At 70.6% G+C, this 14,634-nt stretch carries 17 protein-coding genes and 1 pseudogene; 13 read left to right on the top strand and 5 right to left on the bottom strand.

Going from position 1 to position 14,634, the window contains the following annotated elements; translation table 11 throughout:
• Positions 1-176 precede the first annotated feature (176 nt).
• Complete coding sequence (locus tag ACEXHE_RS05250) at positions 177-1,385, top strand: pyridoxal phosphate-dependent aminotransferase (RefSeq protein WP_374784977.1); 1,209 nt, start codon at positions 177-179, stop codon at positions 1,383-1,385.
• Between the two features lie 29 nt (positions 1,386-1,414).
• On the opposite strand, the pseudogene ACEXHE_RS05245 reads toward ACEXHE_RS05250, so the two are convergent.
• Positions 1,415-1,825, bottom strand: a pseudogene (locus tag ACEXHE_RS05245) (LuxR C-terminal-related transcriptional regulator); the annotation flags it as partial.
• On the opposite strand from ACEXHE_RS05245, the gene ACEXHE_RS05240 reads away from it, so the two are divergent.
• The 5 genes from ACEXHE_RS05240 (at position 1,812) to ACEXHE_RS05220 (ending at position 4,813) form a co-directional block, all read left to right on the top strand.
• Positions 1,812-1,940, top strand: a complete 129-nt coding sequence (locus tag ACEXHE_RS05240; protein WP_374784976.1) for a hypothetical protein — start codon at positions 1,812-1,814, stop codon at positions 1,938-1,940. The pseudogene ACEXHE_RS05245 and the gene ACEXHE_RS05240 overlap by 14 nt on opposite strands.
• A gap of 69 nt (positions 1,941-2,009) precedes the next feature.
• Positions 2,010-3,041, top strand: coding sequence for a 6-phosphofructokinase (locus ACEXHE_RS05235; protein WP_091692794.1), 1,032 nt, complete (start codon positions 2,010-2,012; stop codon positions 3,039-3,041).
• 5 nt (positions 3,042-3,046) lie between these two features.
• Entirely contained in the window at positions 3,047-3,871 is an 825-nt protein-coding gene (locus ACEXHE_RS05230; protein WP_277245756.1) for a GNAT family N-acetyltransferase, read from the top strand.
• 94 nt (positions 3,872-3,965) lie between these two features.
• The gene (locus ACEXHE_RS05225; RefSeq protein WP_260060517.1) at positions 3,966-4,118 is read left to right on the top strand and encodes a CopG family transcriptional regulator; all 153 of its coding nucleotides are present in this window, start codon (positions 3,966-3,968) and stop codon (positions 4,116-4,118) included.
• Entirely contained in the window at positions 4,115-4,813 is a 699-nt protein-coding gene (locus ACEXHE_RS05220) for a hypothetical protein (protein WP_277245755.1), read from the top strand. The genes ACEXHE_RS05225 and ACEXHE_RS05220 overlap by 4 nt, the downstream gene beginning before the upstream one ends.
• 21 nt (positions 4,814-4,834) lie before the next feature.
• On the opposite strand, the gene ACEXHE_RS05215 is transcribed toward ACEXHE_RS05220, so the two are convergent.
• From ACEXHE_RS05215 to ACEXHE_RS05200, 4 genes are all read right to left on the bottom strand, one after another.
• Positions 4,835-6,058, bottom strand: a complete 1,224-nt coding sequence (locus ACEXHE_RS05215; protein WP_374784975.1) for a YgfZ/GcvT domain-containing protein — start codon at positions 6,056-6,058, stop codon at positions 4,835-4,837.
• A complete protein-coding gene (locus tag ACEXHE_RS05210) occupies positions 6,051-6,701 on the bottom strand; it encodes an FABP family protein (protein ID WP_091692789.1) in 651 nt (216 codons plus the stop codon). The genes ACEXHE_RS05215 and ACEXHE_RS05210 overlap by 8 nt, the downstream gene beginning before the upstream one ends.
• A 129-nt stretch (positions 6,702-6,830) precedes the next feature.
• Positions 6,831-7,205 carry a hypothetical protein gene (locus ACEXHE_RS05205; protein ID WP_374784974.1) on the bottom strand — a complete coding sequence of 125 codons (375 nt, stop codon included), beginning with the start codon at positions 7,203-7,205 and terminating at the stop codon, positions 6,831-6,833.
• Positions 7,206-7,232: 27 nt separating this feature from the next.
• On the bottom strand, positions 7,233-8,000 hold the full coding sequence (locus tag ACEXHE_RS05200) for a hypothetical protein (protein WP_277246246.1): 768 nt from the start codon (positions 7,998-8,000) through the stop codon (positions 7,233-7,235).
• 150 nt (positions 8,001-8,150) lie between these two features.
• On the opposite strand from ACEXHE_RS05200, the gene ACEXHE_RS05195 reads away from it, so the two are divergent.
• The 7 genes from ACEXHE_RS05195 (at position 8,151) to ACEXHE_RS05165 (ending at position 14,609) form a co-directional block, all read left to right on the top strand.
• Positions 8,151-8,867 carry a response regulator transcription factor gene (locus ACEXHE_RS05195; RefSeq protein WP_285179814.1) on the top strand — a complete coding sequence of 239 codons (717 nt, stop codon included), beginning with the start codon at positions 8,151-8,153 and terminating at the stop codon, positions 8,865-8,867.
• A 22-nt stretch (positions 8,868-8,889) separates the two neighbouring features.
• Complete coding sequence (mshD, locus tag ACEXHE_RS05190) at positions 8,890-9,927, top strand: mycothiol synthase (RefSeq protein WP_374784973.1); 1,038 nt, start codon at positions 8,890-8,892, stop codon at positions 9,925-9,927.
• An 84-nt stretch (positions 9,928-10,011) separates the two neighbouring features.
• Entirely contained in the window at positions 10,012-10,998 is a 987-nt protein-coding gene (locus tag ACEXHE_RS05185; RefSeq protein WP_374785247.1) for an NUDIX domain-containing protein, read from the top strand.
• Positions 10,999-11,050: 52 nt separating this feature from the next.
• A complete protein-coding gene (locus tag ACEXHE_RS05180; RefSeq protein WP_374784972.1) occupies positions 11,051-11,404 on the top strand; it encodes a GNAT family N-acetyltransferase in 354 nt (117 codons plus the stop codon).
• Positions 11,405-11,516: 112 nt separating this feature from the next.
• Positions 11,517-13,352, top strand: a complete 1,836-nt coding sequence (locus ACEXHE_RS05175) for a hypothetical protein (RefSeq protein WP_374784971.1) — start codon at positions 11,517-11,519, stop codon at positions 13,350-13,352.
• A complete protein-coding gene (locus ACEXHE_RS05170; protein ID WP_374784970.1) occupies positions 13,349-13,795 on the top strand; it encodes a GntR family transcriptional regulator in 447 nt (148 codons plus the stop codon). Before ACEXHE_RS05175 ends, ACEXHE_RS05170 begins: the two co-directional genes overlap by 4 nt.
• Positions 13,796-13,805: 10 nt before the next feature.
• Positions 13,806-14,609 (top strand): thymidylate synthase, encoded by an 804-nt coding sequence (locus ACEXHE_RS05165; protein ID WP_374784969.1) that lies wholly within the window; start codon positions 13,806-13,808, stop codon positions 14,607-14,609.
• Positions 14,610-14,634 lie beyond the last annotated feature (25 nt).

Here is a 14,634-nt window from a genome sequence, read left to right as displayed (position 1 = left end):
GTCCGGAGGGGGCACAGCCGATGATGGTGCTTCACAACACCAGGGATCAAGACTACTCCATCTGGCGCAGTGCGTCGAACCGGTCTCGTGCGGTCTGGGCCCGGGCGCGAGGACTACGCTGGAGAGCACTGAGCTTCTCGGCCGTCGCTCGGCGGCCCTGATCCGGAAGGACCGTCATGTCCCCCACTCCCCAGCGTCGCATCTCCCAGCGCATCGGCTCGATCGCCGAGTCCGCCACCCTGGCGGTGGACGCGAAGGCCAAGGCCCTGAAGGCCGCCGGCCGGCCGGTGATCGGCTTCGGGGCCGGCGAACCCGACTTCCCCACCCCGGACTACATCGTGGAGGCCGCTGTCGCCGCCGCACACGACCCCAAGAACCACCGCTACTCCCCCGCCGCGGGACTGCCGGAGCTGCGCGAGGCGATCGCCGCCAAGACCCTGCGGGACGGGGGCGTGGAGGTGGAGGCATCACAGGTGCTGGTCACCAACGGCGGTAAGCAGGCCGTCTACAACACCTTCGCCACGCTGCTGGACCCCGGTGACGAGGTGATCGTCCCCACCCCCTTCTGGACCACCTACCCGGAGGCGATCCGGTTGGCCGGCGGCGTGCCGGTGGAGATCTTCGCTGGACCGGAGTCCGGCTACAAGGTCTCCGTGGAGCAGCTGGAGAGCGTGCGCACCGAGCACACCAAGGTCCTGCTGTTCGTCTCCCCCTCCAATCCCACCGGCGCGGTGTACTCCCCGGAGGAGACGGAGGCGGTGGGCCGCTGGGCGGCCGAGCACGGGCTGTGGGTGGTGACCGATGAGATCTACGAGCACCTCACCTATGACGGCATGCCGTTCACCTCGATCGCCCGCGCGGTGCCGGAGCTCTCAGACCAGGTCGTCATCCTCAACGGGGTGGCCAAGACCTACGCCATGACCGGCTGGCGCGTGGGCTGGATGATCGGCCCCAAGGACGTCATCCAGGCCGCCACGAACCTGCAGTCCCACGCCACCTCCAACGTCTCCAACGTCTCCCAGCGCGCCGCACTGGCGGCCGTGTCCGGACCGCTGGATGCCGTGGAGCAGATGAAGACCGCCTTCGATCGGCGCCGCCGTGCCATGGTGGAGGGCCTGAACTCGGTTCCCGGGTTCAGCTGCCCGACGCCGGAGGGCGCCTTCTACGCGTACGTGGACGTCCGCGAGGCGCTGGGCCGGGAGATCGCAGGGCAGGCCCCCCAGACCTCAGCCGAGCTGGCAGGGCTGATCCTGGAGAAGGCCGAGGTCGCCGTCGTGCCCGGAGAGGCCTTCGGCCCGTCCGGCTACCTGCGCCTGTCCTATGCCCTGGGCGACGACGACCTCGCCGAAGGCGTGCAGCGCATCCAGCGTCTGCTCGCGCAGTAGGCCGCAGACCCGCACGGGCGGACGCGGGCTCAGAGCAGTCCGCGCTCGCCCGCCCAGCGGCTGAGCTCATGCCGGTTGGAGAGCTGCAGCTTGCGCAGCACGTGGGAGACGTGGGTCTCCACGGTGCGCACCGAGATGAACAGCTGCTTGGCGGCCTCCTTGTAGGTGTACCCGCGCGCGATCAGCCGCATCACCTCGAGCTCACGTTCGGAGAGCAGGTCCAGCTCGTCGTCCTGCACGGCCACCGCGGCGGTGCCGAACGCGTCCAGCACGAAGCCGGCCAGTCGAGGCGAGAACACCGCGTCCCCCGCCGCCACACGCTGCACAGCGTCGCTGACCTCCGCTCCGGAGGCGGTCTTGGTCAGGTACCCGCGAGCGCCGGCCCGGATCACCCCGACCACGTCCTCGGCGGCGTCTGACACCGAGATGGCCAGGAAGCGCTACCTGGTCGCCTGGCTGCTGCTGCCCTGGCAGGACGGGTCCATTCCGCTCGAGCGCGCCCTGAACGGCGGCCGCCGCGGAGGTCCGGGACAGCCCGGCTCCTACCGCGTCTGAGAGAACCGATAGCCTGGCAGGGAGCGGTCGGAGCTCTCCGGCCGCATCCCCTGCGAAAGGAGTCCCCTCATGCGCGTCGGTCTGCTCACCAGCGGCGGAGACTGCCCCGGCCTGAACGCCGTCATCCGCTCCGCCGTCCTGCACGGCATCAAGACCTACGACGACGAGATGGTCGGCATCCGGGACGGCTGGAGGGGACTGATCGAGGGCGACTGGCAGGAGCTGCCCCGCCAGGTGGTCCGGGGCCTGGCCCGCACGGGCGGCACCATCCTGGGCACCTCCCGGACCCACCCGTACAACCACCCGCAGGGCGGCCCGGAGAACATCGCCGGGATGATCGAGAAGATCGGTCTGGACGCCGTGGTGGCGATCGGCGGCGAGGGCACCCTGGCCGGGGCCAAGCGCCTGGCGGACGACGGCCTGCCGATCGTGGGCGTGCCCAAGACCATCGACAACGACCTCAAGGCCACGGACTACACCTTCGGCTTCGACACCGCCGTGTCCATCGCCACCGATGCCATGGACCGGCTGCGCACCACCGGTGACTCCCACCACCGCTGCATGGTGGCCGAGGTGATGGGTCGGCACGTGGGCTGGATCGCCCTGCACTCGGGGATCGCCGCCGGCGCCCACGCCATCCTGATCCCCGAGCAGCGCACCTCCATGGAGGAGGTCTGCGACTGGGTGCGCCAAGTGCATGACCGTGGCCGCTCTCCCCTGGTGGTGGTGGCCGAGGGCTTCATCCCCGAGGGCCTGGACGATCCGCTGGCCGACGCCGGCGTGGAGGAGTCCGGACGGCCACGCCTGGGCGGGATCGGCGAGTGGGTCACCCAGCAGATCGAGCAGATGACCGGGATCGAGACCCGCAACACCGTGCTGGGCCACATCCAGCGCGGTGGCGCGCCCACCGGCTTCGACCGGGTGCTGGCCACCCGCTTCGGCATGGGCGCCATGGACCTGGTGCATCAGTCCAAGTGGGGCCAGATGGTGGCCCTGGACGGCACCGAGATCGTCCAGGTGGACCTGGCCCAGGCGCTGGACGGGCTCAAGGAGGTCCCCCAGCACCGCTACGACGAGGCCAAGGTCCTCTTCGGGCGCTGACCGGCATGCCCCTGGACTCCCACACCCGCCAGATCGTCGCCCTGGCCTGGTCACGCATCCTCGGTCTGCCCGACGACTCCCTGACCGGCCTGATCGGTGCCGCCGGCTCCTCCTCCGGGTCCTCGCGCCCAGCGCGCCTGGAGGTGCCCACGGATGGTGAGGGGCCGCCGTCGGGACGTCCTGCGGAGGGCGAGGCCCGCCGGGCCGGACGCGAGGACGAGCAGGTGGCCACCTTCGTCCGGCTCTACGGCGCCTCGGTCCTCTACGGGCCGCGGTGGCTGCTGGACGCCGCGCGGGACGTGGACGACGAGGTGCTGGCCCTGGAGTCCACGTTCATCCGGCTGGGCGCCTCCCACCGGGGGCGTTCGTTGGGCGAGGCCGCGCTGTACTACGCGGACGGCGTCCCGCAGATGGACCGCTCGGAGACCCTGGCGGTGTCCTATGAGACGGACCACGCTGCGCAGTTGGAGTCGCTGTGCCCGGCCGATGATGTGGCTGAGGCGGGCCTGAGCGGCCTGGACTCCACCTTCACCCTCGTTCCCGACGACGGCACCCAGGCTGGCCTGCACGGCTCGGCCGACCCGGTGGCCGGGTCAGGATACGAGGAGTGGCAGGGGCTGATCGGGCAGGTGAGCGTGCTGGTTCGTCCGGATGTGCGCCGCCTGGGCCTGGGCGCCTATGCGGCCGGCGTGGCGATGGAGGAGGCGTTCACCGAGGGGCTGATCCCCCAGTGGCGAGCGCGGATGGGACACCGGGCCTCACAGCATCTGGCGGACACGCTGGGCTTCGAGCTGGCCGGGTCCCAGACCACGGTGGTGTTCGAGCCGTAAGGAGGGAACAGGTACAGCCGTTCCGTCCACCACGTCGCCGTCATAACGACGCACACTCTGGTGATAAGCCCCTTCGCTTCGTTAGATTGCTAGCATGACAGCAAAACAGCAGTGCAATGTCTATCTGCCGCCGGACCTGATCCGTGACGTGAAGCATCATGCCATTGACGAAGGGCTCAGCCTCTCCAGCCTCGTCGAGAAGGCTCTGATCCAGTACCTCAGCGATGCCCAGGAGGACCACCGATGATCCGCACAGCCCCCATCCACTACACGGCGAACCCCGACGCCTGGCGCCAGTTGCTCACCGCACTCGGCGGCACCGTCGTCGTCGACTCTCCCGGCTGGGTGGTCGCGCGCGCAGGGCGAGGCGTTGTCGCCCTGCACGGGCCATCCCCTGCGAAAGCGTCTGGACAGACGGAGCTCTGGTTCGAGGCCAGTGAGCCCGAGTCGTCGGCGCACGCCACCGGCGGCGACGTCACGGCCATGGACCTCGGCGGTGACCTCGGCACCGTGTGGTCCTCACGCCTCCCCGATGGTCAGCTGGTGGGTTACTCCCCACTGGATGACTCATCGGAGGGTGAGGCCGGGCCCTTGTCCGTCATGCCCATCTGGGTGACGCCGCACGTCGCGAACGCCGCCCGGGCTCTACTGGGGGCCGGCGCCACCAGGCGAATCGCCAGCGACTCAGGCGTATGGGCCGACCTCACTGTCGACGACGGCCTGGTCGCGGTCCACGAGGGGCAGAAAGTCGGCACCGTGCTGTCGTTTGAGTACGCGGGAGACCTCGATGCACTCGCAGAACAGGTCCGCGCTTCAGGCGTGCAGGTGCGCGTGATAGATGAATCCTTTGGACGTACGCTCCGCCTTGATCACCCTGACGGCGGGAAGGAGATCTGGGTCAACGAGCGTCAACAGGATCTGTACGGGTACCACCAGGGATGAGAGGGCCGGTCCCCGCTGAGCTCAGCGGGGGCCTCGGAGGAAGCCGGTGGGGCGGCCCACCGCCTGGCCGGAGTTCGGGGAGACCACGGTCTCCTGCCCGGCGGCCGTGTACTCGGGCCGGCGGGGCTCAGCGGAGGGGTCTGTCTGCTCGGGTCCAGCGTCCCGGACCAGCAGCTGCGCGGCAGGGTCCACGTTCCTCTTGAGCACGCCCAGCCCGATAGGACCCATCTCATGGTGCAGGGCCACGGAGGTGAGCCGGCCCACCGAGCGGGCCTTCTCCACCTCGGTGGCCTCGGGCTGGCCATCCGGGCGCAGGATCAGCTCGGAGCCGGGCTCGGGCAGCGTGTGGCCGGAGCCGTCCAGGTGCAGCAACACCAGTCGGCGCGGGGGTCGGCCCAGGTTGTGCACGCGGGCCACCGTCTCCTGACCGCGGTAGCAGCCCTTGGTCAGGTGGACGGCGGTGCGCAGCAGGTCCAGCTCGTGCGGGATGGTGCGGTCATCCATCTCCCGGCCCTGGCGTGGCCGGGCGGCGGCGATCCGCAGTGCCTCGCTGGCCATGGTCCCGGCGAGCCGCCACTCGGCGAGCTCCCCGGCGCCGAGCCGGGCGGCGGTCTGCTGCAGGTCGGTCAGGGTGACCAGGTACTCCCGCCAGGTCCAGTCAGCCGCCGGGTGGCGGGACGGGTCGGCCTCAGCTGAGTAGGGGTAGCCGCCTTCGGCGATGTGCGGCCAGGGGTCGATCCAGACCGTGCGGTCCTCCCAGCCGGGCACGGCGGCGGTGGCGCCCACCACGGCCACGGTGCCGGTGTGGTCGCGCAGGGTGACCTGGTGGGCGAAGCGCATGGAGACCAGCCAGTCCACCAGGGCCGGGCCCCGCTCTCCCTCGGTGATCAGCCAGGTGGCCGCACCGTCCTCAAGCACCTGGACGTCGAACTCGATGCGTCCCTGCACGTCCAGGAACAGGGTCTGGGTGCTGGTGCCTGCAGGGGCGTCAGCCAGACGCTGGGAGCTGAGGGTGTCCAGCCAGCTCAGCCGGTCCGGCCCGGACACCGAGAGCACGGCACGGTGGGAGAGGTCCACGATCGCCCGGCCCTCGTCCAGGGCACGCTGCTCGGCGGCGGGCTGTCCATAGTGGGCGGCCACCCCGGCGTCGGGTCCCCCGCCAGCCACGGCTCCGTGGATCGCATCGGGACCGCTCAACAGCGGGGACCGGCGCGGCGTGGGCTCGGTCTGGCCGGGCTCAGCCACGGCCGGGCTCCCGGGGTGCCCCCGGTGCCAGCCGACCTTGGGAGGGATCAGGCATGCGGTCCAGGATGGCGGAGGCGTGCGGGGACTCCTCTCCGCCCACGGTGACGTCCCAGCGCCAGAACAGCTGGGTGTTGACCATGCCGAAGATCCGCTGAGCGGTCTCATAGGGCCCGGCGGCGGAGCCCTTGAGCACGGAGTCGGTCACCAGCTGGCCCTGGGGTCCACGGATCACACCGTAGTAGAGCTCGGAGATGGAGCCCGGGTGGGTGATCGTGGCGGTGATGGGGAAGGAGTTGTCCTCCCGGCGCAGCTGCTCCACGTCCTCGGCGGAGCGGAAGGCCGGGACCACATCGGCTGGGCGCATGCCCGGCCCCAGGTCGCCGTCTCGACGGTCACGGTCCAACGCCCAGAAGCCGCTCTCCACGGTCAGCGGACGCAGGAAGGTGCCATCGGCCTCGCACAGCCAGGACTCGGCGCGGTACTCCAGGAACGGCAGCCCGTGCTCGGTGAAGTCCACCCGCTGGTAGAAGATCTCGCTGTCGTCCTCACCGGAGCCCAGACGGCCCTGCCCCTCCCAGGCACCGATCAGCCAGGAGAGGGGTGCGAGCTCGGGAGTGAGGTCGTACGGGAGTTCAGTGGGCACAGCTGCTTACTTCTGGCCCTTGTACAGTCCGGAGATCACGAGCGCGGCGAACCCGGCCATGGCCAGTCCGGCGAGCACGAGCAGGGCGATGAAGAAGATCTCAAGCGCAAGAATCGACATGTCTCGATCCTACTCCAGCCGGGTGCCGTGATCGGCGCCGTCCGCTGAGTGACGTCCATGACGGGTGCTGTCCCGCTCCACCCAGGCGGTGACGAACTCCTCGGCCGGGTAGGTGCGCAGATCCTCGCGCATGGCCTGCAGGATCTGGTCCCCGGACTCGGCGTCCGGCACATCGATCCGCAGCACCTCCTCCTCGTCCGCGCGACGGCGCACCACCACGGCGGCGCCGACCACAGCAGCCCCGGAGCCTCCCAGCGCGGAGGTCAGGACACCGGTGGCGAAGCGGCCGGCCCGCTCCAGGGCCGATTCCCCGCCCTCTTCGAGCTCGGCGTTGAAGACGTCATCGGCCATCTGCTGGCCGGGCTGGACTGGCTGATCACTCATCGGAGGTCTCCGTTCGTTCGGTGACGGTCAGACCGTCATGATCCTCAGGACAACGTACGCGAGCAGTCCCGTCAGGGCCACCGGCGCCACTCCCAGGGCCAGCGAGGCACGCAGTCCTGCCGGCCGGCGGGTCTCGCTGGAGACGAGGGAGCCGATCAGCACGGTCACCAGGCCAGCCAGAGTGCCGCCGACCACGGCAGACCACAGCGGAAGGTCAGGGAGGAGCTGGACCAGGACGAACGGCGCAGCGGCGGCCAGCAGCAGCCCCAGGACCCGACCCAGCAGACGGGCGCCGGGCAGCAGGGCGCAGAGTGCGGCCAGACCCAGTGACGCCGCCAAGGAGAGCTGCAGGGCGCCGGCGGCACCGTCGGTCAGCTCCTGCCACCGGGCCAGGGCGGTCCATCCGGCCGCCGAGGCGATCCCCGCCACTCCGGTGATGGTCCCCGCCGTGGACTCCAGGCGCTGAGGCCGGCCGTGACCGCGGATCAACTGGACCATGAAGGCGGCCATCGCCCCCAGCGCGATGCAGACGGCGATCGGCTCGAGCAGGACCGGACGCCCGCCGTCCTCCAGAGGCCAGATGACCACGGCCCAGGTGGCCAGCAGGCCGGTGGCCGCCAGCACGATCGTCAGGGACGTGCGCGCCGGGGCGCCCAGCAGCTGAGGCCAGCCCAGCGCGGCGATCAGGATCACCAGGCTCACGCCGGCCGCAGTGGCCACCGTGCCCACAGCACTGCAGGCCCCGAGCACCACGGCAGCGGCACAGGCCACGAGGGCAGTCAGGGGATGTCTCACGCCGACCAGTCTGCCACCGGGCGCGTCACGGCCTCGCCATCGGCGCAGCCGGGCGTGGTCCACTCTCTATACTCGACACGTCCACGGGCAGAGCCGCACGCCCTGGTGGACGCTCGACCACCGTAGACCGTCGTCGACCCGGAGGATCACATGGCCCGGCTGCTGCTGCTCACCGCCCAGCCCGGCGCCCCCTCGGCCGCCGTGGCGTCCCTGGAGTTCCTGGAGCACCGGGTGCAGGTGGCACCGCCCACTCCGAGCTCGCTGCTGCGCCATCAGGACACCGATCTGGTCATCGTCGACGCGCGCCGCGATCTCGCGGCAGCGCGTTCGCTGTGCCGGGCCCTGCGCACCGCCGATGCGCAGATGCCGATCCTGGCCGTGTTCACCGAGGGCGGCCTGGCCGCTCTGTCCTCGTCCTGGGGCATGGACGATCTGGTCCTGGACACCGCCGGGCCGGCCGAGCTGGCGGCACGCCTGCGCCTGACCCTGGCCCGGTCCACGGAGCAGAAGGAGTCCTCCGCCGCGCCGGCGCCGATCCGCTCCTCCGGTGTGGTGATCGACGAGGCCAGTTACACCGCCAAGGTCCATGGTGAGCCGATGAACCTGACGTACAAGGAGTTCGAGCTGCTCAAGCACCTCACGCAGCACCCCGGACGGGTGTTCACGCGTGAGCAGCTGCTGCACGAGGTCTGGGGCTACGACTACTTCGGCGGCACGCGCACGGTGGATGTGCACGTGCGGCGACTGCGGGCCAAGCTCGGCCCAGACCGTGAGCAGCTGATCGGCACCGTGCGCAATGTGGGGTACCGGTTCGTGCCGCGTGACCACCAGGACACCCCCGACCCCGCCGCCCCTGCCGCCTCCTGATCCCGGCCGGTAGGGTTGGTCCATGGACAGCCCCGCCACTGCAGACCGTTCCCCCCGCCGCGACTCTGCGGACGCACCGAACCTGGACACCCGGGCCGGACGACTGGAGCAGCGACTCCTGCGCGATGTCACCGCCCTGGTGGACGCCGCCGAGCGCTCAGACGGCAATCCTCCGCTCTCCGATCAGACCTGGGTGGAGCTGCGCACCACCGATGACCCGGACCGGGTGCGCACCGTGCTGGCCTGGCTGGATCACCAGGCCGGACGGGACGGAGAACTGGCGGGGGCCGTCGTCGTGGTCTCTCCCGCCGCGGGAGACGCGGACGGTGCGGCGACCATGGAACTGGTGGTCCATCCGAACTGCCGAGGCCGTGGCGTGGGCACCGCGCTGGCGCAGGCCGCCCTGGACCATGCCGGGACCCGTCGGCTCCAAGCCTGGGCCCACGGCAACCACGCCGCCGCCGCCCGGCTGGCCGAGCGCTTCGGCGCTGAGGCCGGACGCGAGCTGTACCGCCTGCGCCTGACTCACCGCACCGACACCTCCGCAGAGTCTTCGGGCTCCGAGGAAACCCCGCGCGTGTGGGATGAGACCGTTCCCGAGGGCGTGCGCATCCGTCCCTTCCAGCCTGGCACGGACGACGCCGCCTGGGTCACGGCCAACGCCGCGGCCTTCGCCGATCACCCCGAGCAGGGCTCGATGACCGTGGAGGATCTGCGAGCGCGCCAGGCCGAGCCGTGGTTCGACGCCGAGGGCTTCCTGATCGCCGAGGACACCACGGGGCCCGAACCCACCGTGCTGGGTTTCCACTGGACGAAGATCCACCCGGCCCAGGACGGGCACGCTCCCCTGGGCGAGGTGTATGTGGTGGGGGTCGTCCCGGAGGCGCAGGGCCGCGGACTGGGCCGACTGCTCACCGTGGCCGGCATCCGACACCTGCAGCGGCAGGGGGTCGACGCGGTGATGCTCTACGTGGACGCGGACAACACCCCTGCCGTCAGCCTCTACCGGGCACTGGGCTTCACTCGCTGGGACACCGATGTGATGTACGTGCGGGGTTGAACCACTAGAGTTCTGCCTGCACGCTCGCCTGCCCGGGTGCAGGGTTCCCGCCACCAGATCATCCGCCGTACAGAAATGGTCTCCATGCCCTACACCGCCGCACGATCCGCCGCCGGACTGCATGACACCCACCCCGACTCCGCCGTGCTGGCGGCCGGCGTGCTGCCCTGGCGGGAGAACGGTCGCGGACTGGAGCTGCTGATCATCCACCGCCCCCGGTATGACGACTGGTCCTGGCCCAAGGGCAAACTGGATGACGGCGAGACCCTGCCCGAGTGCGCCGTGCGCGAGACCCTGGAGGAGATCGGGCTGCCGGTCACCCTGGGACTGCCCCTGCCCTCCATCCACTACACCTTGAACAGCGGGACCTCGAAAGAGGTCTGGTACTGGGCGGCTGAGGCCGGCCGCCGGGAGCTCACCCCGGACGGCGGAGAGGTGGACCGCACGGCCTGGGTCACCCCGGAGGAGGCCCGCCAGCGGTTGACCAACCCCACCGACCGGGAGCCCCTCGAAGCACTGGTCACCGCGTACGAGCGCCGGATCCTGCGCACCGCGCCGTTCCTGGTGCTGCGCCACGCCAAGGCCAAGCCCCGCTCCTCCTGGTCCCGCGCCGAGGGGGAACGTCCCCTGGCGGCCACCGGTCGCCGTCAGGCCCTGGCAGTGGCTCGGCTGTTGGCCGTCTGGTCCCCCGAGAAGCCCGTGTCCTCCCCCTGGAGACGGTGCGTGGAGACGGTCACCCCCTACGTGCAGGGGGCCCGCAAGAGCCTGAAGACGATCGCCGCCTTCACGGAGAAGTCCGCCAAGGCCAAGCCCAAGAAGACCCGGCGTGAGACCCGAGCCCTGCTGGACCGGCACCGCTCCACCCTGCTGTGCACGCACCGCCCGGTGCTGCCCCTGGTCCTGGAGGAACTGACCGAGGCGGTGGCCGGGCGGGACACCGAGGCGATCCTGGCCGTCCTGCCCACCAAGGATCCCTACCTGAAGCCCGGCGCGGTGATCGTGGCCCACCAGGCGCTGGACCGAGGCGGGAAGATCGTCTCGCTGGAGCACTACGACGTCTGGGACGACTGACTTCTGCCGGCACACTGCTGACACCGGCTGTCCGCCCCACTAGGGTCGATGCATGACTGCTTCCCAGGCCTCCGACACCCCGAAGATCGTCCACGACGGACTGCGCGTGCTGCGCGACCCCGACCGTGGACGCTACGAGCTGTGGCAGGACGACCACTACATCGGCTTCCTGGGCTACACCGTGGATGAGACCACCGGTGCCGACGGCCTGCGGGAGAGTGTGGTCCGGCTGCAGCACACGATCATCGACGAGAAGTTCGGCCGCCGCGGCTATGCCCGCGCGCTGGTCACCATGGTGCTGGACCGGCTGAAGGCCGAGGGCGACTCGATCTCCCCGGAGTGCTCCTATGTGGAGGACTACCTGCAGCGCTACCCGGAGTACCAGGAGATGGTGCACGAGCTCTGAGGAGCAGCCGACCTCCGTCCGCGCAGACGAACCCCTTCCCCTTGTGTCAATGAGTTGATACATTGATCCACACCAGGGATGCCATCGGTGTCCCGTGAGGGAGGGGCCGACTATGGATCTCTGGGTGGTCACCACCATCGCCGCCACCGGCATCGGACTCGCGCTCGGAGTGGCCCTGATCTACGTGATCCTGCGCTTCAGCGCGTGGACACCGGGCGGCGGATCGCCCGTGGCCTCTGCTCGGATGCACGGGATGGTCACCGCACTGATAGCCCTGTTCGCCACGGGAACCGCCGGACTGGCCACCCTGTACGAACGGGGACAGGACCAGGCCGCCTCGAGCGGGATCGGCGTCAACCCCGACGAGATGCCCGAGAGTGCAGTGACCGAACTGCCGGCGCTGTCCCTCAGTCCCACGGATGCGCTCTGGACGGTGATCGGACCGGCAGTCTGGCTGCTGCTGATCTACTGGGTGGCCCAGTACACCTGGCCCCGCCCTGCCGGCCAGGTGCGCACGGCCCGGCTGGCCCCCCGAGAGGCGGGACACTTCCTGCCCCGCACCTTGACCTGGGTGGCAGGGGCCATCGTGCTGGCCGCCGGGGCCGCCGTGGCCCTGGCCTGGACCACACCGGGCACCCCGGCGATCCACCTCCAGCAGGTGGACGGGTCCCTGGAGTACGGCTACTCCTACAATGACTGGACGCAGACCGGCTTCCGCCCGGGCGTCGAGTTCGCCCCCTGGCTGATGATCGGGCTGCTGGTGCTGGTGCTGGCCACCGTGCTGACCATCCTGGTGATCGCCCGCCGGCCGCCGCTGTCCGGTCTGAGCACGGCCGATGACGACGCCACCCGGCGCATCGCCACCAACCGCGCCCTGCGCACGGCAGCCCTGGTCGGCATCGGATTCCTGGTGCACTCGGCCCAGGCCTGGGCGCGCGGAGTGCAGGAGCAGGCCCTGCGCCAGGCCCGCCCCCACCCGTCGAACTGGCTCGACGACGGGGTCGACCTGTACTCCGAAGCGTGGATGGCCTCCGTCCCGGATCCTGCCCGGTGGATCGACACCGCAGCCCCGGGCATCGGCCTCGTGCTGATGCTGCTGATGCTCCTCTGGCGGTCACCGGCGGTGAGCCAACTGGGCTCGGGCACTGATCGGCATTCGTCCAGGGCGCTGCCCGGCACACCGGAGGCGGTTCGGCGTCTGCGCAGCGACGGGCGGCGGTTGGCGGTGCTGATCGGAGGAGCGGTCGCGCTGGCAGCCCTGCTGCCCCTCGGCAGGACCTTCCAGGGGCTGTCCAGCGGCGATCGCTGGATGCAGATGGCCGGGGCAGCCGCCCCCTTTGCGGTGGCGGTGTTGCTGATGCTGATGATGGAGTTCGGCATCCGCCGGGGCCACACACCACGCGCCTCGGCCGAGCACCCCGTGGTCACCGGCACGGCGCCTCGCTGGCGGTGGATCGTCCTGGGAGTCTCCTGCGGCATGGCCGTCCTCCTGGCCATCCTCAGTCTGGTCGGCCCCCTGGCTCAACCGGGACTGGCCCTCTCACTGGTCCTGGTGGCAGCGGTGATGACAGCACTCACCGTCCTGGCGACCCGGATCGCACTGCGGAGGCCGGCTCTGGGCCGCGCCAGCTCCGCCTGGGATCAGCACCTGCGCACCGTTGGCGCCGACCGTCTCCTGGGCATCGGAACGGGCGGTGTCTTCGCTGTCACGGCAGCCGCCGTCCACGGGGCGGCCCCGATCTGGGATGCGCTCTTCGCCCGCGGAGTGGTTCCCTACGACTCGTGGGTAACCTCCGAACCCGCCGAGGGCACAGCGCTCGTCATCTCCTCCGCCCTGATCCTGGCGGCGGCTCTGAGCGCCTTCTGGCCCGGCCCCACGCCGCCCTGGAGTATCGAACCGGACACCGAGCCGGCGGTCGAACCGGTCGGCCAGGACCTGCGGCCATGAGCTCGGTCTCACCAGGGACCTCCCCTCCCCCGGACCTGTCCGTGGACCTGGGCTCGGCGGTCCCGCCGTTCGAGCAGATCCGCTCCCAGGTCACCGAGCTGATCGCCACGGGCGCACTGGCCCCCGGCACCCGGCTGCCCACTGTGCGGGCCCTGGCTGCGGACCTGGGCATCGCGGTGGGGACCGTGGCCCGGGCCTACCGGGAACTGGAGTCCGCCGGGTTCGTGGAGTCCCGCCGCCGCCACGGCACCACCGTCTCCGGCGCGCCGCCCACGCCCACCCCCGCCGAGGTGGACGAGGCCGCCGACCAGCTGCTCACCCGCGCCCGCGCCGCAGGGCTGGGATGGGAGGATCTGCTGGGACTGCTGGGCCGTCGTCGGGAACTCCTTGAAGGTCCCCCCGCACCGGCCGGACCCGGAACCGGGGACGCTCCACGCCGGTAGGATGGACGCCGTGACCATCCCCACCCCGTATGAAGACCTCCTGGCCGAGGTGATGGCCGAGGGCGCCCAGAAGGGTGACCGCACCGGCACCGGGACGCGCAGCGTGTTCGGCCGCCAGCTGCGGTACGACCTGAGCGAGTCGTTCCCGCTGATCACCACCAAGCGCGTGCACTTCAAGTCCGTGGTGCTGGAGCTGCTCTGGTTCCTGCGCGGGGACTCCAATGTGCGCTGGCTCCAGGAGCGCGGGGTCAAGATCTGGGATGAATGGGCGGACGAGGACGGCGAGCTGGGGCCGGTGTACGGCGTGCAGTGGCGTTCCTGGCCCACTCCGGACGGCGGACAGATCGATCAGATCGCGCGCGTGGTGGAGTCGCTGAAGACCAGCCCGGACTCGCGCCGGCACATCGTGACCGCATGGAACCCGGCCGAGGTGGACCAGATGGCCCTGCCCCCGTGCCACGCCATGTTCCAGTTCTACGTGGCGGATGGGAAGCTCTCCTGCCAGCTCTACCAGCGCTCGGCGGACCTGTTCCTGGGGGTGCCGTTCAACATCGCCTCCTACGCGCTGCTGACCCTGATGGTGGCCCAGCAGACCGGGCTGGAGCCGGGCGAGTTCGTCTGGACCGGCGGGGACTGCCACATCTACTCCAACCACGAGGACCAGGTGCGCGAGCAGCTCAGCCGTGAGCCGTACCCGTACCCGCAGCTGGTGCTGCGCCGCACCCCGCAGGACATCTTCAGCTACGAGCTGGAGGACTTCGAGCTGGTCGACTACCAGCACCACCCGACGATCAAGGCCCCCGTTGCCGTCTGACAGTCCCCGCCCCCGCACCTCCACC

Source organism: Micrococcus sp. IITD107 (genome assembly GCF_041927415.1).
GTDB classification, from domain to species: Bacteria; Actinomycetota; Actinomycetes; order Actinomycetales; family Micrococcaceae; genus Citricoccus; species Citricoccus terreus.
Note: the sequence above shows the minus strand (reverse complement) of the source record. Positions and strands in the feature narration are given on the sequence as shown.

Coding starts and splice junctions, on each gene's coding strand:
- ACEXHE_RS05250 (WP_374784977.1), top strand. CDS start 177: ATGTCCCCCACTCCCCAGCGTCGCATCTCCCAGCGCATCGGCTCGATC.
- ACEXHE_RS05240 (WP_374784976.1), top strand. CDS start 1,812: ATGGCCAGGAAGCGCTACCTGGTCGCCTGGCTGCTGCTGCCCTGGCAG.
- ACEXHE_RS05235 (WP_091692794.1), top strand. CDS start 2,010: ATGCGCGTCGGTCTGCTCACCAGCGGCGGAGACTGCCCCGGCCTGAAC.
- ACEXHE_RS05230 (WP_277245756.1), top strand. CDS start 3,047: ATGCCCCTGGACTCCCACACCCGCCAGATCGTCGCCCTGGCCTGGTCA.
- ACEXHE_RS05225 (WP_260060517.1), top strand. CDS start 3,966: ATGACAGCAAAACAGCAGTGCAATGTCTATCTGCCGCCGGACCTGATC.
- ACEXHE_RS05220 (WP_277245755.1), top strand. CDS start 4,115: ATGATCCGCACAGCCCCCATCCACTACACGGCGAACCCCGACGCCTGG.
- ACEXHE_RS05205 (WP_374784974.1), bottom strand. CDS start 7,205: ATGAGTGATCAGCCAGTCCAGCCCGGCCAGCAGATGGCCGATGACGTC.
- ACEXHE_RS05195 (WP_285179814.1), top strand. CDS start 8,151: ATGGCCCGGCTGCTGCTGCTCACCGCCCAGCCCGGCGCCCCCTCGGCC.
- mshD (WP_374784973.1), top strand. CDS start 8,890: ATGGACAGCCCCGCCACTGCAGACCGTTCCCCCCGCCGCGACTCTGCG.
- ACEXHE_RS05185 (WP_374785247.1), top strand. CDS start 10,012: ATGCCCTACACCGCCGCACGATCCGCCGCCGGACTGCATGACACCCAC.
- ACEXHE_RS05180 (WP_374784972.1), top strand. CDS start 11,051: ATGACTGCTTCCCAGGCCTCCGACACCCCGAAGATCGTCCACGACGGA.
- ACEXHE_RS05175 (WP_374784971.1), top strand. CDS start 11,517: ATGGATCTCTGGGTGGTCACCACCATCGCCGCCACCGGCATCGGACTC.
- ACEXHE_RS05170 (WP_374784970.1), top strand. CDS start 13,349: ATGAGCTCGGTCTCACCAGGGACCTCCCCTCCCCCGGACCTGTCCGTG.